The organism is Shewanella sp. Iso12 (genome assembly GCF_012030025.1).
In the GTDB taxonomy this organism is placed as follows: Bacteria; Pseudomonadota; Gammaproteobacteria; order Enterobacterales; family Shewanellaceae; genus Shewanella; species Shewanella algae.
This window is the reverse complement of record NZ_JAAUHW010000003.1, coordinates 336,481-352,305: the sequence shown is the minus strand read 5'-3', so window position 1 is coordinate 352,305 and position 15,825 is coordinate 336,481. Positions and strand designations below refer to the sequence as shown.

At 54.3% G+C, this 15,825-nt stretch carries 18 protein-coding genes; 15 read left to right on the top strand and 3 right to left on the bottom strand.

The genetic code is table 11. From position 1 onward, the window contains the following. The first annotated feature begins 79 nt into the window (after window positions 1-79). Window positions 80-1,009 (top strand): calcium/sodium antiporter, encoded by a 930-nt coding sequence (locus tag HCX89_RS08315; RefSeq protein ID WP_167715661.1) that lies wholly within the window; start codon window positions 80-82, stop codon window positions 1,007-1,009. Window positions 1,010-1,159: 150 nt separating this feature from the next. On the opposite strand, the gene HCX89_RS08310 is transcribed toward HCX89_RS08315, so the two are convergent. Next, window positions 1,160-1,462, bottom strand: coding sequence for a DUF3332 family protein (locus HCX89_RS08310; RefSeq protein WP_368039294.1), 303 nt, complete (start codon window positions 1,460-1,462; stop codon window positions 1,160-1,162). Window positions 1,463-1,554: 92 nt separating this feature from the next. Between HCX89_RS08310 and HCX89_RS08305 the strand changes: the two genes are divergently transcribed. The 3 genes from HCX89_RS08305 to HCX89_RS08295 all read left to right on the top strand — a co-directional run bounded on the left by HCX89_RS08305 (window position 1,555) and on the right by HCX89_RS08295 (window position 4,152). Continuing rightward, on the top strand, window positions 1,555-2,232 hold the full coding sequence (locus HCX89_RS08305) for a tetratricopeptide repeat protein (RefSeq protein ID WP_232786061.1): 678 nt from the start codon (window positions 1,555-1,557) through the stop codon (window positions 2,230-2,232). A gap of 136 nt (window positions 2,233-2,368) precedes the next feature. Continuing rightward, window positions 2,369-3,559 (top strand): sensor histidine kinase, encoded by a 1,191-nt coding sequence (locus HCX89_RS08300; protein WP_167715659.1) that lies wholly within the window; start codon window positions 2,369-2,371, stop codon window positions 3,557-3,559. Further along, window positions 3,556-4,152, top strand: a complete 597-nt coding sequence (locus HCX89_RS08295) for a DNA-binding response regulator (protein WP_025010119.1) — start codon at window positions 3,556-3,558, stop codon at window positions 4,150-4,152. The genes HCX89_RS08300 and HCX89_RS08295 overlap by 4 nt, the downstream gene beginning before the upstream one ends. A gap of 126 nt (window positions 4,153-4,278) precedes the next feature. Here the strand turns inward: HCX89_RS08295 and HCX89_RS08290 are convergent, their stop codons facing one another. Continuing rightward, window positions 4,279-5,832: an L-lactate permease gene (locus HCX89_RS08290; protein WP_167715657.1), complete on the bottom strand. Its 1,554-nt coding sequence runs from the start codon at window positions 5,830-5,832 to the stop codon at window positions 4,279-4,281. Window positions 5,833-5,956: 124 nt separating this feature from the next. Further along, the gene (locus HCX89_RS08285; RefSeq protein ID WP_123117104.1) at window positions 5,957-7,249 is read right to left on the bottom strand and encodes an amino acid permease; all 1,293 of its coding nucleotides are present in this window, start codon (window positions 7,247-7,249) and stop codon (window positions 5,957-5,959) included. Between the two features lie 515 nt (window positions 7,250-7,764). On the opposite strand from HCX89_RS08285, the gene HCX89_RS08280 reads away from it, so the two are divergent. The 11 genes from HCX89_RS08280 to HCX89_RS08230 all read left to right on the top strand — a co-directional run bounded on the left by HCX89_RS08280 (window position 7,765) and on the right by HCX89_RS08230 (window position 15,822). Then, on the top strand, window positions 7,765-8,232 hold the full coding sequence (locus HCX89_RS08280; protein ID WP_096142494.1) for a hypothetical protein: 468 nt from the start codon (window positions 7,765-7,767) through the stop codon (window positions 8,230-8,232). Window positions 8,233-8,278: 46 nt separating this feature from the next. After that, a complete protein-coding gene (locus tag HCX89_RS08275; RefSeq protein ID WP_167715655.1) occupies window positions 8,279-8,647 on the top strand; it encodes a nuclear transport factor 2 family protein in 369 nt (122 codons plus the stop codon). Window positions 8,648-8,692: 45 nt separating this feature from the next. After that, on the top strand, window positions 8,693-9,298 hold the full coding sequence (locus HCX89_RS08270; protein WP_107352491.1) for a hypothetical protein: 606 nt from the start codon (window positions 8,693-8,695) through the stop codon (window positions 9,296-9,298). Window positions 9,299-9,466: 168 nt separating this feature from the next. Continuing rightward, entirely contained in the window at window positions 9,467-9,706 is a 240-nt protein-coding gene (locus tag HCX89_RS08265; protein ID WP_101096593.1) for a YrhK family protein, read from the top strand. Window positions 9,707-9,877: 171 nt separating this feature from the next. Continuing rightward, entirely contained in the window at window positions 9,878-11,953 is a 2,076-nt protein-coding gene (recG, locus tag HCX89_RS08260) for an ATP-dependent DNA helicase RecG (protein WP_167715653.1), read from the top strand. 188 nt (window positions 11,954-12,141) lie between these two features. Beyond that, window positions 12,142-13,008: a DUF3014 domain-containing protein gene (locus HCX89_RS08255; protein WP_028780067.1), complete on the top strand. Its 867-nt coding sequence runs from the start codon at window positions 12,142-12,144 to the stop codon at window positions 13,006-13,008. A gap of 244 nt (window positions 13,009-13,252) precedes the next feature. Further along, window positions 13,253-13,981 carry a beta-ketoacyl synthase chain length factor gene (locus HCX89_RS08250; RefSeq protein ID WP_025010128.1) on the top strand — a complete coding sequence of 243 codons (729 nt, stop codon included), beginning with the start codon at window positions 13,253-13,255 and terminating at the stop codon, window positions 13,979-13,981. Further along, window positions 13,978-14,775, top strand: coding sequence for a 1-acyl-sn-glycerol-3-phosphate acyltransferase (locus HCX89_RS08245; protein ID WP_167715652.1), 798 nt, complete (start codon window positions 13,978-13,980; stop codon window positions 14,773-14,775). Before HCX89_RS08250 ends, HCX89_RS08245 begins: the two co-directional genes overlap by 4 nt. Continuing rightward, window positions 14,762-15,016: a phosphopantetheine-binding protein gene (locus tag HCX89_RS08240; RefSeq protein WP_025010130.1), complete on the top strand. Its 255-nt coding sequence runs from the start codon at window positions 14,762-14,764 to the stop codon at window positions 15,014-15,016. Before HCX89_RS08245 ends, HCX89_RS08240 begins: the two co-directional genes overlap by 14 nt. A 9-nt stretch (window positions 15,017-15,025) precedes the next feature. Continuing rightward, window positions 15,026-15,274, top strand: a complete 249-nt coding sequence (locus HCX89_RS08235; RefSeq protein WP_025010131.1) for an acyl carrier protein — start codon at window positions 15,026-15,028, stop codon at window positions 15,272-15,274. Further along, complete coding sequence (locus tag HCX89_RS08230) at window positions 15,274-15,822, top strand: hypothetical protein (RefSeq protein ID WP_167715650.1); 549 nt, start codon at window positions 15,274-15,276, stop codon at window positions 15,820-15,822. Before HCX89_RS08235 ends, HCX89_RS08230 begins: the two co-directional genes overlap by 1 nt. The last annotated feature ends 3 nt before the right edge of the window (window positions 15,823-15,825 follow it).

The window sequence follows — 15,825 nt, the reverse complement described above, 5'->3', positions numbered from 1 at the left end:
AAACCTTATGCTGGCAGCCCAAACACATTCATCTGTGCCGTTCTGCATGGCACCTTACTGACAGGAAAAGCGGTTTTTAATGTTGATTGCACTCTCTATTCTCGGCGGCTTCTTGATCCTGACTCTGGGAGCCGAAGCCTTGGTTCGCGGCGCCAGCGTCATCGCCCTGCGTCTGGGGATCACCCCGCTGGTGATCGGCCTGACGATCGTCGCCTTCGGCACCAGCGCGCCCGAGCTGGCAGTGAGCGTTAAGTCAGCACTGGCCGGCAGTCCGGGTATTGCCCTGGGTAACGTGGTGGGCTCCAATATCGCCAATATCGGTCTGATCCTGGCACTGACCGCGCTGATCCGCCCGATAGGGGTACAGTCACAGATGGTCAGACGCGACATTCCGCTGATGATAGGCGCCTCTATTTTGATGTGGCTGCTGGTACTCGACGGTGAACTGAGCCTGATTGACGGCGCCGTACTGACCAGCTTACTGGTCGGCTATCTGTTGCTCAGCTATTTCAGCAGCAAGGGCGAAGAGACTGATGAACCTATTGAAGGCCCCAAGAACCCTCTGTTGTCGCTGCTGTTTATCATCGCCGGTATCGGCATGTTGGTGGGCGGCGGCATACTGTTTGTCGATGGCGCGGTCGAGTTGGCCCGTACCTTCGGTATCAGCGAAGTAGTGATCGGCCTGACCATTATTGCCATAGGCACCAGCATGCCGGAATTGGTGACCTCGATTCTGGCCGCTCTCAAGGGCCAGAGCGATATCGCCATAGGTAATGTGGTTGGCTCCAACCTGTTCAACCTGCTGGGGATCCTCGGGGTCACTGCCCTGGTGCATCCTATCAGCTCAGCCGGTTTTAGCAGCCTGGACTTCAGCGTGATGCTAACCCTGGCACTGTTGGTGTTGCCCTTTGCCTGGAGCGGTTTTCGTATCGGCCGCCGCGAAGGCGCCGTATTATTGCTGGGTTACTGCGGCTATATGGGCTATCTGGTTACCCACGCCAGCGCCTGAATCTGAGTACGCCACTGGCAACGGAATGATTCTGAAAAGCTTTGTTGCCAAGCCGCAGTAGCATAAAAAAATCCCGGGTTTTGACGTCAAGAATGGATAGTCAAAACCCGGGATATCACCAAGTTAAGGGCCCAAACAGCCCAAGAGCGCTCAGGAGCGAGCCGCTACATAATTCTCCATTTCAGTTATGCTGACACTGGCAATGAATTCCTGATCCAGGTAGAAGTCCACCATCTCCCCCTGCTTACGCCCCAGCATTACCTGCTTGGTGCCATCTTCATAGCTCAACGTCATCGCCAGGGTATTGTCATCTATGGCTGACATGCTGGCATGGCTCAGTTTGACCGGCGCCGTGGTCAGATCCTTATCCAGTTTATGATTGATCTTGAACACGGCATCGGCCGGCATATCCATCAAGGCCGGTGACTTGCCGGTAATGATGACATTTGTCACCTGCAACTTATGACCTTTGTGAATACCGTCAATTCAGGCTCTCGGGAATACTAAACCCGACTCAGATTCGAGTCTGTTCATCCAAGGAGCGAATGATGCGTAAACTCACACTGTTATTGGGCCTGAGTCTGGCCCTCTCAACCCAGGCTGCCACCATTGATGAAATCGATGCCGCTGCAAATCAAATCGACATTGACACCTTGAGCCTCTACGCCGACAACAGTCAGGGATATCAACAGGCCTACGCCAACTATCGTTTGGCTGTCAGCGCCAATATACTCGGCCAGCTTCAGACCCGGGATCAGGCCTTGGCCACAGCGGCCGAAAGCCTGGCTCAGCCGAACTTCAACAAGGACGGTGAAGCTCTGGCACTTCTATCTGCCGTTTATGGTATGCAGATAACCGCCAATCCAAGCCAATCGGCAACCCTGGGGAAAGCTGCAGGCAAGTCTCTGCAAAATGCCAGACAACTGGCGCCCAACAGCCCCAGAGTCGCGCTCATTGGCGCCATCTCCAGTTTCTATACGCCAGTCGAGTATGGTGGCAGCAGTGACAGAGCCCTGCAGGAAATTGAACGCGCCCTGAAACTCTATGCCAATCCCTGCAGCGATATCTGCTGGGGCCAGGCCGAAGCCTATACCTGGCGGGGAGTGATACAGCAACAGCTGGGGCAATCCAAAGCCGCCAGCCAGAGTTGGCAACAAGCGCTGGCACTGGATCCTGACTACGCCTGGGCGGGTTTTCTTCTGTCAAAACAAACGCAGCAATAAGGGAAGGTGCGAACCAGAGCGCCACTGGGGCTTATTCGCACCACCTTAAGGTCTCGACCGGATCTCCGCCCGGAGATCCGGTTTACTTGTGCACCGATACACGCCATTATTTGCGCTGGAGATGCGAGGACAACCGATGCAGGATCCACAGACTCAAACCGAACTCAAACTGGCCAAATACTATCTGGTCAATCTGGCCTTTTACTTTATCCCACTGTTTATTATGCCGGTGTCGTCCTGGCAATGGCTCGCCAGCCTGCTGGTTTTGCCGCCCTTTATCTACTGTTATTTTCGCGCCTATGGCGCCGATAGAGCTAAAGTGCACTGGCCTATTCTGGGGATCATCCTACTGGCTATCTTGATCACCCCCGCCAATCCGGGTTCTTTGTCGCTGTTTACCTTCGCCGCCTTCTTTATCGGCTTTTTTTATCCTCTCAGGCTGCTCTTGCCGGCATTATTGCTGATCGCCCTGGTGCTACTGGCATTGAATCAGTTGCTGGGTTTTAACGGCCTCTATTTTGTCTATTATGGCTGCGGCCTGACAGCCGCTACCTCTCTGCTTGGGGTCGCTGAGCGCAAACGCCAACAGGCCAAACGACAAGCCCGCCGTAGCGAAGAGGAGATCCGTGCCCTGGCGACCATGTTGGAGCGGGAGCGTATCGGCAGAGATCTGCACGACCTCATGGGACATCAACTCTCTTCCATCGCCCTCAAGGCCGAGCTGGCGAACAAGCTGCTGCAAAAAAATGATCTGCAAGCCAGTCGGGAACAACTCACTGAACTGGCGCAGATTGCCCGCGACAGCCTGAGCCAAATTCGCCGGGCTGTGGCCGACTATCGGCATCAGGGGCTGGATAGCTGCTGCGCCCAACTCTGTCGGCGCTTGCGCGAAAAAGGCTTGGCGGTCAGCCTGGAGGGGGAACTGCCTGTGCTGTCGCCACTGGCAGAAAGCCAACTGATACTGATCCTGACCGAACTGGTGAGCAATATTCTCAGGCACAGTGATGCCACAGAGGCATACTTGAGCTTTACCCTGGAGCCTCAACTTACTATTTGCCTGCGAGACAACGGCACGATAAGGCTCAAACCCACTCCGGGGAACGGCCTCAAAGGCATAGCCGAGCGGCTTGCCCTCTTGGGTGGCGAGCTGCAAATCGATACAGCAAAGGGTTTCAGCGCTCTTTTACTGCTGCCCAGACAACAGCTGTTATCGGCCCAGGGAGAGGGCATTGAGAAAGCAAAGAGCACAGTGAAGACCGAGAGTACCGAGAACATGGACAAGCTCGCCCAAGAGCAACACAAAAATCCCCTGGAGGGCCAGGTATGAAGATATTGCTGGCGGAAGATCAAGCCATGGTTCGCGGCGCGCTTGCCGGCCTGCTGCAACTGTCCGGGGACTTCAGCGTCACCCAGGCCACGGATGGCGACCAGGCATTGGCACTGCTCAAGACCGAGGATTTTCAACTGCTGCTGACAGATATCGAAATGCCCGGCACTTCGGGGCTGGAGCTGGCTGCCTGGGTCGCCCGAGAGCAACCTGCGCTGAAGACCATTATCATCACCACCTTTGGCCGCGCCGGCTATATCAAACGGGCGCTGGAGGCCGGTGTCTGCGGTTTCCTGCTCAAGGATGCCCCGGTGGAGGAACTGGTCGAGGCCATTGCCAAGGTGATGCAGGGTAAAAAAGTCATTGCCCCCGAACTGGCCATGCTGGCTCTTGGGGAGCAAGACCCACTCTCCGACAAAGAACGCCGCGCCCTGCGACTGGCCGCCGAGGGCAAGAGCAGCGGCGAGATTGCCGCCGCTCTCTTTATCAGTGAAGGCACGGTACGCAACTATCTGTCGGAAGCCATCAATAAGCTGGGAGCCTCCAATCGTATCGATGCCGCCCGAATCGCCAAACAAAAGGGCTGGCTGTAAGCAGGCGGGCAAGTAACAAGCATACTGCCATTACTCAGGCCTGTCAGCGGCAAGCTCTCTTTGCACAAAGAGTACGCGAGACAATAACTCCTCGCGTAAACTCCTCGTCGAAGAAATTCTCTGACATCAGCTCATAAACAGGTAATACACCAGGCCCACCTTAAGCCCCAGGATCAGGATGTAAGCCATACAGTATTTGATGGTGCCGGACATGATAGCGCTGCCCTGGCCCTCCATCCGGGTCGCAGACACGGCAATGGCTATGCTCTGGGGCGAGATCATTTTCCCGCCCGTGGCTCCGGAGGTATTGGCGGCAGCCAGCCACAGCGGATCCACCTGCAGCTTTTCCGCAGCCACTGTCTGCAACTTACCAAACAGCACATTGGAGTTGGTATCGCTGCCGGTGACAAAAGTCCCCAACGCGCCAATCAAGGGGGCGATAAACAGATATGCCCCTCCGGTAATATTCACCAGGGTATGGGCCATATCTGTTATCAGACCGCTGACATCCATCACGGTTGCCATCGCCACTATGGCGGTGATGGCTATGATGGAGGTTTTCAGCTGCTTTAACGTCGCGCTGAACACCTTTAACATGCTGGCCAATGAGGCTCCCTGAAGGGTACCGCCGATAAAGGTCGCCAGAATGATCAAGACACCCGGCGTGGCAATCCAGTCAATGGTCAAACTCAGCTCCACCCCATTGGCCAGCGGAAATACCGGCTTGGAAGACACCTGAGTCAGCAGGCTCTTGATTTCCGGAAACAGCGGCGAGCACAGCAGAATAAACACAAAGATCAGCAGATAGATGGCGCAGGCTTTGAAGATTTGTCCGCTACTGTAGTGGCCGGTGATGCGGCACTGGTCATTGTCGATACGATAAGCGGCCGGGGTGGGCTTTTGGCGTTTTTTAGCCATCAAGGCCACCACCAGCAAACTGACCAAACTGCCGGCAAAGGCGGGCAACTCAGCCCCCAGATGAATGGCGACAAAGTACTGCGGCAGCAGTGTTGCAATTCCGCATACCAGCGAAATACCAAACACTCCCCGTATCGCCTTGAGTCCATCCCCTATGATGGCGACAATCACAAAAGGCAGCAGCAAGGTAAACAGTGCCAGCTGCGCAATAACTGTGCCGCTGAGCTCAGTCACAGGCAGGTTTACCTGCTCAGCCAGAATCGACACAGGGATCCCCACGGCACCAAACGCCGTAGGCACTGTGTTGGCCACCAGAGAAGCAATCGCCGCCTTCAGCGGCTTGAAACCCAAAGCAATCAATATCCCGATAGGAATCGCCACTGCAGTACCGTATCCGGCGGCGGCCTCGAGAAATCCGCCAAAACACCAGGAGATCAGTAACACCTGGATCCGCTTATCGTCGCTGATCCCGGCGAGAAGGTTTTTCAGTACCTCCATGCTGCGGGTTTGAAGCATCAGGTTATAGCTGAAGATTGCCCCCAGGATCACTATCACTATTGGCCACAAGCCTTTGATAACCCCATAAGCCATGGCCGAGCCCAAGGTCTGTGCCGGGGTATGCCAGAAAATGGTTGCCTCGACCAGGGTCAGTAACAGAGTGACTAACACCGCCTGATGTATCGGCATCTTGATTTTCAGGATCAGCAGGATCATGACCAAGAGCGGTAATACGCCCAGGGAAAACAGCAGATACTCGTGCATAGGATTCCTTAAATGACCAGAGATAGAGTGAATTGCGTGATGGATTACGTCCCAAAACCTGGGGGTGAAGCTGGGTAGGCCTTGAGCAGGAACTCCAACCTGCTCAAGGCCTTACGACAAGGCTTCAGCTGAATGTCAGCAAGGGGGACAGACACAGCAAGATGCCGGTCGCGATAACTATGTAGAGAGACAAGCCCTTATATTTATGCAGCGCAGGCACCCGATAGACCAGGTAAGCCGGGATCAAACATCCCACCAGGCCGAAGATCGGGCTGCTGATGCTGGTAAAGCTGAGCACAGGCGCATTGAAACAGATGGCGCCCCAGGCAAGCAGTATGGTGAACAAAATAATGCCGCGATTGACGTACTTGGTATTGATCTTCTCTTCCGCAGTGGTGCGCCTCAGCAAGTTCATGGTCAGGCCATAACAGGCTTCACGAAACCCCATGTAAACCGCAAAGAAGGCTGTCATAACGGCAAAAATATTCAGGATCAGGCTGAACAGCTTGATGGTGTCTCCGGGGATACCCTGAGCCACCATGGCCAAGGCGGAGATATTCTCATCGTAGGCTTTTAGCGCCTGGTCATGCCCCATGGCCAGGCTGAAAGACACGGCATAGAAAAATACCACCACAAAAAGTATGCCGAAGGCCAACTTCATCGCTCTCTGAGCCTTGTAGCGCGCCACCTCTATCGACTTTTCCCTGGCGCGATAGGAGATCACCAGAGGGCTCAGGTTGGTCACAAACAGAATCGATGACAGGGTAAATGGCAGCATGACAATAGTGTCTTTGAAGCCACTCTGGGGAGTGGGAACCGCACCTATGTTATTCAGATCCCACTGCTCTATCATCATGAAACCCAGTATCGCAATCACACTCAATTTGGTGAGTACCATAAAGGATGAAACCTTGAATAGCAGCGCCTCGCCTCTGGATGCCAGACTCACCAGGATGCAAACCAGTGCCAACCCGTAGAAGGGATTATCGGACAACAGCTGTTTGGTGAGGCCAAAACTCTGCAGGAAAGAAGCGCTGTCATTGGTAATTGCGGTCGAATAAACCAATACCCAAATCACCAACATCAAGAAATAGAGCACACCCAGTAATATTCCCCAGTTTTTCCCCAGATAACCGGAAATCACATCCGGATAATCCCGGCATTTGGGAGATTCCACCAAGGTATTAATAAATAGTTTCTGAAACATATACATGGCTGGATAGCCAATAATGGCCGATAGCAGGAATACCCAAAGTCCCATCAAGCCTATTTGAATGGGCAGAAATACTATCCCCGCGCCAATGGCCATGCCTATACTCATGACCACCCAGCCCCAGTCCGTGCTGTCGAAGCGGGTTGCCGCCTTCCACTGTGCCGAGCCCCTGGTGATTTCTACTGCCGATATTGCTGCTGTCATTACGCCCCCTGGTTCAATTATTTTTTATTTATTTTTTGAACCATTTAATATTCAAGGAATATAAATTCCTAATGTATTTTCATTAATCTCAATGAGTTAAATATGGGGCCAAACCTGTATGATTATTGTAAATAGATAAAGTCTACCTCGGCAGATGTATAGACTAAGTTAAGCCAAATACGGCTCAAATATTGAAGCCGATCTGCTTTAGCAAACATTCCGGCGAAATTTGTATTGCCAATCCAATCGATCAATATGAAATTGGCCGTCCGCAGATGAACTATCTTTCACACTTCCAGCATCCAATGAATATATTTTCATCATAAGTGCATAGAAGTTAATTTATATGAGTTTACCCAAACACTGCGAATACGGATAAAAAGAGTGCCTGTAGCTGGTTTTCGGGTTCACCGCCGAGGCTAAAAGCTTTACCATGACTCGGCGACCAGCAAAGGCTTGTTGTTTGGACGAGAAGAATCAGGGATCCAGTTAGCCCAAGTTAAGGAGAACAATCAATGCGTTGCAGACATTGCGGCTCAGACAATATCAGACACTTCAAAGCCATTCATGCCGAAGGCACAACAGAAGTTTCAGTCAGCGCCTCGGCCAAACCCATGTGGAACAACCAGCCCTTCTCTGTGCATGGAAAACAAAAACTCAAGGGTGGCGCCCAACTGCAAACCGAACTGGCCAAGCGCTGCTCGCCGCCATCTGACCCTCAGCCCTTGGTGCTATTTCTGGCGGCTTTCCCCGGACTACTCTTGGGCGGCTACCTGGGGTTTCAGGCAGGCAGCAACTGGAGCAGTTTTTGGCTGGGAGTGCTGTGCTTTTTTGTCTCCTGTTTTACTCTGATCCTGAGCGCCGATTGGCTGTGGAAAAACTACTTGGGAGGGCGAAAGTCGATGCAGCAATACCAGGCGGCACTGAATCAATGGCAGAACTCCTGGTACTGTGGCAAGTGTGCCAAAGTCAGTATTTTTTAAACCTTCTTGCCTCTTTGCCGTCACTCATCAGGCCTTGGGAATAACCATGAATCACATCTCAGACATTCAGCAACTGGAAAGCCAACTGCGTAGTGCCATGTTGAATTCGGATATCAATTTGCTGGATAGACTGCTCTCGCCTCAACTGATATTCACCAATCACCTGGGGCAAGTGCTCGGCAAAGCAGAGGATCTGCATGCCCACAGCTCAGGCCTGCTCAATATCACTCGGATAGACACCCTGGCCGAAGAGATACGGCTGCATCAGGGGACTGCGATAGTGTCGGCGGAGGTGAATATTCAAGGCAGCTATGCCAAAGCGCCGACCAACGGTCGTTTTCGCTTTACCCGGGTTTGGCTGCACAGGACAAGCGGCTGGCAACTGATAGCGGCTCACTCGAGCCTGCTGGTTTGAGCACTGGGTTTTACGACGAACTACTGATTTCATGGTGACCATTTTATGACCAAAAACCCACAGCAGACCAGGCTATGCCAATATCAGCAGCATATGCTTATGACAGAGCTCGAGGCTGAGCCAGGCAAGTTGAAACTCGTCTGGCGCAGCAGGCAAACGCAACTGAAATACGCGCTTTGGGGACTACTGGCGATGCTTGCCGGAATTCTGGGAGTACTGGTGTTGGACCCCGCCAGACAGGACACTTGGTTTACGGCTGCCATCATAGCTATAGTGCTGGGGCTCAGCGGCATCATCATGGGCCTGAACCTCTACCGCCTGCTCAAACCCGTTACTCTGGATCTGCAACAGGGCTGCTTCTTCCGGGGCGGAAAAAGCAAGCCTCTCAGTCAACTCTGCCGCATAGAGGTGCAACGCAATACCTATAACGAAAGATTCAGAAGTCACATGCTTGAACACCTGACTGACGAAGAGCTCATAAGTGTCAGCGTGGTACTCTGTTTTGCTGAGCGTGAGCGACTCGGTTTTGGCCTGTTCAAACCTCAAAAGCAGGCCACAGACAAGGCCAGAGCCTACGCACAAACACTCGCCGAACTGATAGGCTTTAACGGCGAAATAACAGTTACCCAGGGTTCAGGCCTGGGCCGTTAAGTTACGCTACTCTTTAGCCAAGCGTGACAAACCAAAGGGGCCAGCTGTTAACTTAATCCAATGATTATGTTGATATATTTATTTGCATTAAAACAGAGAATTAGATTTGCACCTTGAAGGTGGCAGCGTTAAGGTATCGCGGCAAATCATAACTACCAAGAAGGAACCATGATCGACAGTAAGCAGCGATATTTTGCCAAGCAAGATATCAAAGCCCCCGCCCCCCCTCTTCCCAAACACGCCTTGTTCAATACCCTAAGCGACCTGATAGTCGCGTTCTGTTTTCTACTGGGCAGCTTCTTTTTTCTCACAGATGTTCACACTCTTATCGGCGCCTGGCTGTTTGTAATAGGCAGTGTTCAGCTACTGATAAAGCCCTTGGTCACCCTGCTCAACTGGTGGCGCTGACAGATTAATCTGCCACCAATATATCAGGGCTTTTGCCATACACTCGCCCCCCAGGCAGAAGCCCTGCCACCATTGCGCCACACTTTACCCAGCCGATAAACGCAACGCATTGCCAAGGGCTATTTCTCTGATAGTATATGTATAAATTCACAGTAATCCGGTGCTAAAGGTTTGCAGAGACTGGATCTTATTGCTATCACCGAGCTCAAGGGCGTAGCCGCTAAAATGGCTGAGAAACTGCACAAGCTCGGAATCAACACGGTACAGGATCTGCTGTTCCACCTGCCGCTGCGCTACGAAGACAGAACCCGCATCTACCCCATAGCCAGCCTTACTCCCGGCAGCTACGGCACCATAGAAGCCGAAATTCAGTCCAGCCAGATCATCAATGGCCGCAAGCGTATGTTGATCTGCAATGTCCGTGATGACAGCGGCAACATGACCCTGAGGTTCTTCAATTTCTCAGCCGCCCAGCGCAATGCCATGCAACAAGGTCTGACCATTAGAGCCTACGGCGAAGTGCGCCGAGGTAACCACCAGGCCGAGATCATTCATCCGGATTACAAGATACTCAAAGGCGACGAACCGCCCAACCTCAGTGAAACCCTGACGCCCATCTATCCCACCACTGAAGGGCTCAAGCAGGCCAGTTGGATGAAATTGACCGAGCAGGCTCTAAACCTGCTGCAGGAGGACGGACTGCAGGAGTTGCTACCCGAGGCGCTGCGCCCCAATCAGCAAAGCCTGGCTCAGGCGGTGCGCACCCTGCATAGGCCCCCGGCGGATGTCGATATCTACCGTCTGGAACAGGGGCAACACCCGGCGCAGCAACGCCTGGTGCAGGAAGAACTGCTGGCGCATAACCTGTCTATGCTCAAGCTCAGAGAGCGCAGTAATCATGACAAAGCCGTGCCTTTGCCCGCCACCGGCGCTTTACTCAATCCCTTCCTCGCCGCCTTGCCCTTTAAACCTACGGGGGCGCAGCAGCGAGTGGTGGCAGATATCGGCCGCGATATTGAAAAGCCGCAACCCATGATGCGCCTGGTTCAGGGCGATGTTGGCTCGGGCAAGACCCTGGTGGCGGCCATGGCCGCACTGCAGGCGATAGAAAACGGTTATCAGGTGGCCATGATGGCGCCCACAGAGCTGTTGGCCGAGCAACATGCAATTAATTTCAGTCAATGGCTGGAGCCATTGGGGCTCAAAGTCGGCTGGCTGGCGGGCAAGCTCAAGGGCAAGGCCAGGGCCCAGTCGCTGGAGGATATCGCCTCCGGCAGTGCCCACATGGTGATAGGTACCCACGCCATCTTTCAAGAGCAGGTACAGTTTCACAAGCTGGCGTTGATCATCATAGATGAGCAACACAGATTCGGCGTACATCAGCGCCTGGGGCTGAGAGAGAAAGGCATCAGCCAGGGTTTTCATCCCCACCAGCTGATCATGACGGCGACCCCTATTCCCCGCACCCTGGCGATGACAGCCTATGCGGACCTGGATACCTCCATCATCGACGAGTTACCGCCGGGGCGCACCCCGGTCACCACAGTGGCCATCAGTGACAGTCGGCGTCAGGAGGTGATCGATAGGGTACGTCAGGCGGCGCTCAATGACGGTCGCCAGGCCTACTGGGTCTGCACCCTTATCGAGGAATCCGAAGTGCTCGAATGCCAGGCAGCCGAAGACACCTGCGAAGAACTGCGTGCCGCCCTGCCGGAGCTGAGCATAGGCCTGGTACATGGCCGTATGAAGAGCGCCGAAAAACAACAAGTCATGGACAGCTTCAAACGCGGCGACCTCAAGTTGTTGGTGGCCACCACCGTCATTGAAGTGGGGGTCGATGTGCCCAACGCCAGTCTGATGATCATCGAAAACCCGGAACGGCTCGGGCTGGCACAGCTGCACCAGTTGCGCGGCCGGGTCGGTCGCGGCGCCGTGGCCAGCCACTGCGTCCTGCTGTATAAGGCACCGCTGTCACACACGGCTACCAAACGGCTTGGAGTATTGCGTCAGAGCAACGACGGCTTTGTCATTGCCCAAAAAGATCTGGAGATCCGTGGCCCGGGTGAAGTGTTGGGCACCCGCCAGACAGGTATAGCCGATATGAAGGTGGCCGATCTGGTACGGGATCAGGCGCTTATTCCCCACATCCAGAAACTGGCTCGCCACGTGATGAGCCAGGCACCGGAGAATGTCGATGCCATCATTCAGCGTTGGCTGGGCGACCGGCAGCAGTATGTTCAGGCCTAGTGCGCTAAAAAGGTCACAAAGTTGCCGAGAGTTCAGCCGGGATTCAAGTCAATCACCACAGGATCTGCTCTACTGGCAATATTTCACAAATAAATCCTGCTGCCAGGCGGCCGAACGCTGGACAAGATGGCCAATATTTGCAGAATGGGAGAGGCGCTGCCTCACAGGTATCAATGAAAGGAAATCCAATGCAAGTCAATCAAGAAGATAGAATCGCGCCGCAGGAAAAGTCCTCTGGCAACAGTGGCATTGCTATCATCCTATTGGTGTTGGTATTGCTGATTGCAGGAGGAGCCTACTACTATTTCAGCGGCGAACAAGAGCCGCAGCAAGCAGCAGAGCCCACCCAGGTTGAACTCCCCGAACCCGCTCCCAGCGAACCGCTGCAAACCCAAGTCCAGGTGCCTGAACCTGAAACCGTACCCGAGCCAGAACCTGAAGTGGTTCAGCCCGAAGTCGAGCCGGAACAACCTCTGCCTTCACTGGCCGAAAGTGATGAATATGTTCATGAAAAGGCCGTGGCAATGGCTGATGGCATGAAGATAGAGCCACTGCTGGTTGAACAAGATCTGGTACGCCAGTTCGTGGTGTTTGTCGATAATCTGGCCCAAGGCGAACTGGCCCGTAAAACCAGTCCGATGAAAGGCCCGAGCGACACCTTCACAGTATCTGAAATCTCCAACAAGACCTATCTGGATCCGGATAGCTACCACAGATACGACCTTTACGCCGACTTCCTCACCGGCCTCAACGACGAGCAGTTGCTCAACACCTATCGTCAGTTGTCGCCGCTGCTGGAGCAGGCCTTCGATGAGCTGGGTTACCCCAACCTCAAATTCGATGAGCGGATGCAACAAGCCATCAAGGTGCTGTTGGCAACCCCAGTGATAGAAGATCCTATCGAGCTGTACGCCATCAGCGTGAACTACAAGTTTGTCGATCCCAAACTGGAAGCCCTGCCCAACGCGCAGAAAATGCTGGTACGTATGGGTCCCGACAACACTCGTAAGATCAAGACGGTACTGCGGCGGCTGCAGAGCCAGCTGAGCAACTGAGCGGCATCTGAATCACCCGGCGCCCGCCGGGTGATTCCCTTGTTAGCGAAAAGTTGTAACTGATCTTTAGCTGTAACCTAAACCCCTTCTTAAAACCCGTACTTTCAGTGTAGAATATGGCCCTTTGTACCGGTGTTTCAGAGGGAACGGGCAATCGGTACGGCGGTCGCATTCCGACCCGACAGATTCACTCCCTCACGACCCGTAAGGGATAGCAACAAAGATCTGTGTCAGAGGCAAAGCAGTGCAACTAGCGTTCAGTATTCTCTCCTGGGGAGCCTGGTCCCCGGAGTATCAACAGCAGCAAGATTGGCAGCAGTGGCAAAGTAGCAACTGCGCCCTTGATGACAGCGATCGCATTGCCCCCAAGTTACCCCAGGTTGCCGCCATGCAGCGGCGCCGTTTCAGCCGCCTGAGCAAGATGATGCTGGAAGCCGCCTTTCAGGCTGAAGCCCCCAGCCAATGCCGCAGCGTATTTGCCTCGCGCCATGGCGAACTCAATCGCACCATAGAACTGCTGCAGGATATTATTGCCAGGCAGCCGCTCTCTCCCATGGGTTTCAGCCAATCGGTTCACAACACCGCCAGCGGTCTGTTTGGCATAGTCACGGGTAATACTGGCGCTTCCACTTCAGTGGCGGCGGGCACAGATACCCTATCCCAAGCCATGTTGGAAGCCTGGGCCCAGTTGGCCGAGGACCCCAGCCCCCTGCTATTGGTGTTCGGCGATGACCCTGTGCCGCCCGTCTATGATGAATTTACCCAAGAGATGGAACTGCCACTGGCCTTGTCTCTGCAGCTGGCCCCGGCCGATGTTACCGGCATAGCCAGAGTTACCCTGAGCCAGCAGACCGGCGCCGGGCAGCCGCTGAGCTTCGGCGCACTGCTGCAGGCACTGGCAAACGGCACGGCAATCCAGGGGCAACTGGCCCATTGGCATTGGCAGCTGGAACCCTCAAGGGAGCCGCTATGACAGCCCCGGCAACCGGTATCGGCTATTTTCCCCGTTGGCTCGCCGGCATCAGCTGTTATATCGCCTTCGGCCTTGGCGGCTTGCTGAGCTCCTTGACCATTTTACCTGTGCTGAGGTTCTGGCCCGGCGAGCGCGATGTGCGCATTCAAAGAGTACAAAAAGCGGTGCACTACATGTTCCGCGGCTTTGTGCATATGCTGACCTGGGCCGGCGTGATCAGGGTCAGCACAGTAAATCTGCAGCGATTACGGCAGGCCAAGGGCATGGTGGTGATTGCCAATCACCCCACCCTCATAGATGTGGTGGTGTTAATCAGCCTGATGCCCAATGCCGGCTGCATAGTAAAACAGGGACTGTGGCGTAACCCCTTTCTGCGCGGAGTCGTCTCCGCCGCCGGCTATATTCCCAATCGCGGCGCCGATCTGCTGCTACAGGACTGCCGTGAAGTGTTGGCCAGAGGCACCAATCTGATCATCTTTCCCGAGGGCACACGCACGGTAAAAGGCGCAGTGATCAATCCCTTTGCCCGCGGTTCGGCCAATATCGCCCTGCGCACCGGGGCAGATATTCTGCCAGTGGTACTCAGGGTGGTTCATCCCGGACTCACCAAACAGGATCCCTGGTACGAAATCCCGAGACGCACCATACAGATGCAAGTGGAAACCGGGGCAAGCATAGCGCATCTGAGGTATGATGCCGAAAGCGGTGGCGATGCCCGGATGGCACGCCAACTCACCAGAGATCTGGAAACCTATTACAAACAACAATTAGATATAAATTATGAGCTTACATAACGAAATTAAACAGCTAATCATAGATTGCCTCGATCTTGAGGATATCAGTATCGACGATATAGATACCGAAGCACCGCTGTTCGGTGAGGGGTTGGGACTGGATTCCATCGATGCACTTGAGCTGGGCTTGGCGATCAAGAAGCAGTTCGACGTCAAGATCGAAGCCAACTCAGAGGCAACCAAGGCCCACTTTTACAGTGTCGCCAGCCTTGCCGCGTTTATCGAATCCCAGCGCGCGTAGGAGGTGCTCATGCAAAGCCGTGAACAGATATTGGAAATGCTGAGCAAGATCCTGGTCGATGAGTTTGAAGTGGATGCCGAGGCGATAACCCCTGAGGCATCCCTCTATGAAGAGCTGGATCTGGACAGCATTGATGCGGTAGATCTGGTGATCAAATTGCAACAGCTGACCGGCAAAAAGATACAGCCCGATGAATTCAAGTCGGTACGGACGGTCAACGACGTGGTTAACGCCATCGAGGGACTGGTTAAAGACTGATGCGTGCCCTGGCTCAGACAGTCACGGCCCTGTTGCTGCTGGGATATCCCCTGGCGGTATATCTGGGGCTGAACTATCTGCCGGGCAATGGCCTGGCACTCTTGCTGGCGGCCTTGCTCGGTGCCAGGTTGCTGCTGGGGAAGCAAAAGCTCAAGGCGCTGGCCGCTCCGGTCGTTCTGGGGTTACTGCTGGCGCTCGGCAGCTTGCTTGCCAAGCGTCAGGACTGGCTGCTGTACTACCCTGTGCTGGTCAATGCTTGCATGCTGGTGCTGTTTGCCTCTTCGCTGCTTAAAGGTCCCAGCATGGTGGAACGTCTGGCCAGGTTGGCCGAGCCGGATCTGCCCGAGGAAGCCAGGCCCTACCTGGTAAGGGTCACACAACTCTGGTGCGGTCTGTTTGTCTTCAACGGCGGCATGGCGGCTTATACGGCGCTGTTTACCAGCCTGGAGACCTGGGCCCTGTACAACGGCCTGATAGCCTATCTGCTGATGGGGCTGCTCGGTGGCGGAGAATGGCTCTATCGCCACTTTTGTCTGAAGCGATCATAAAGG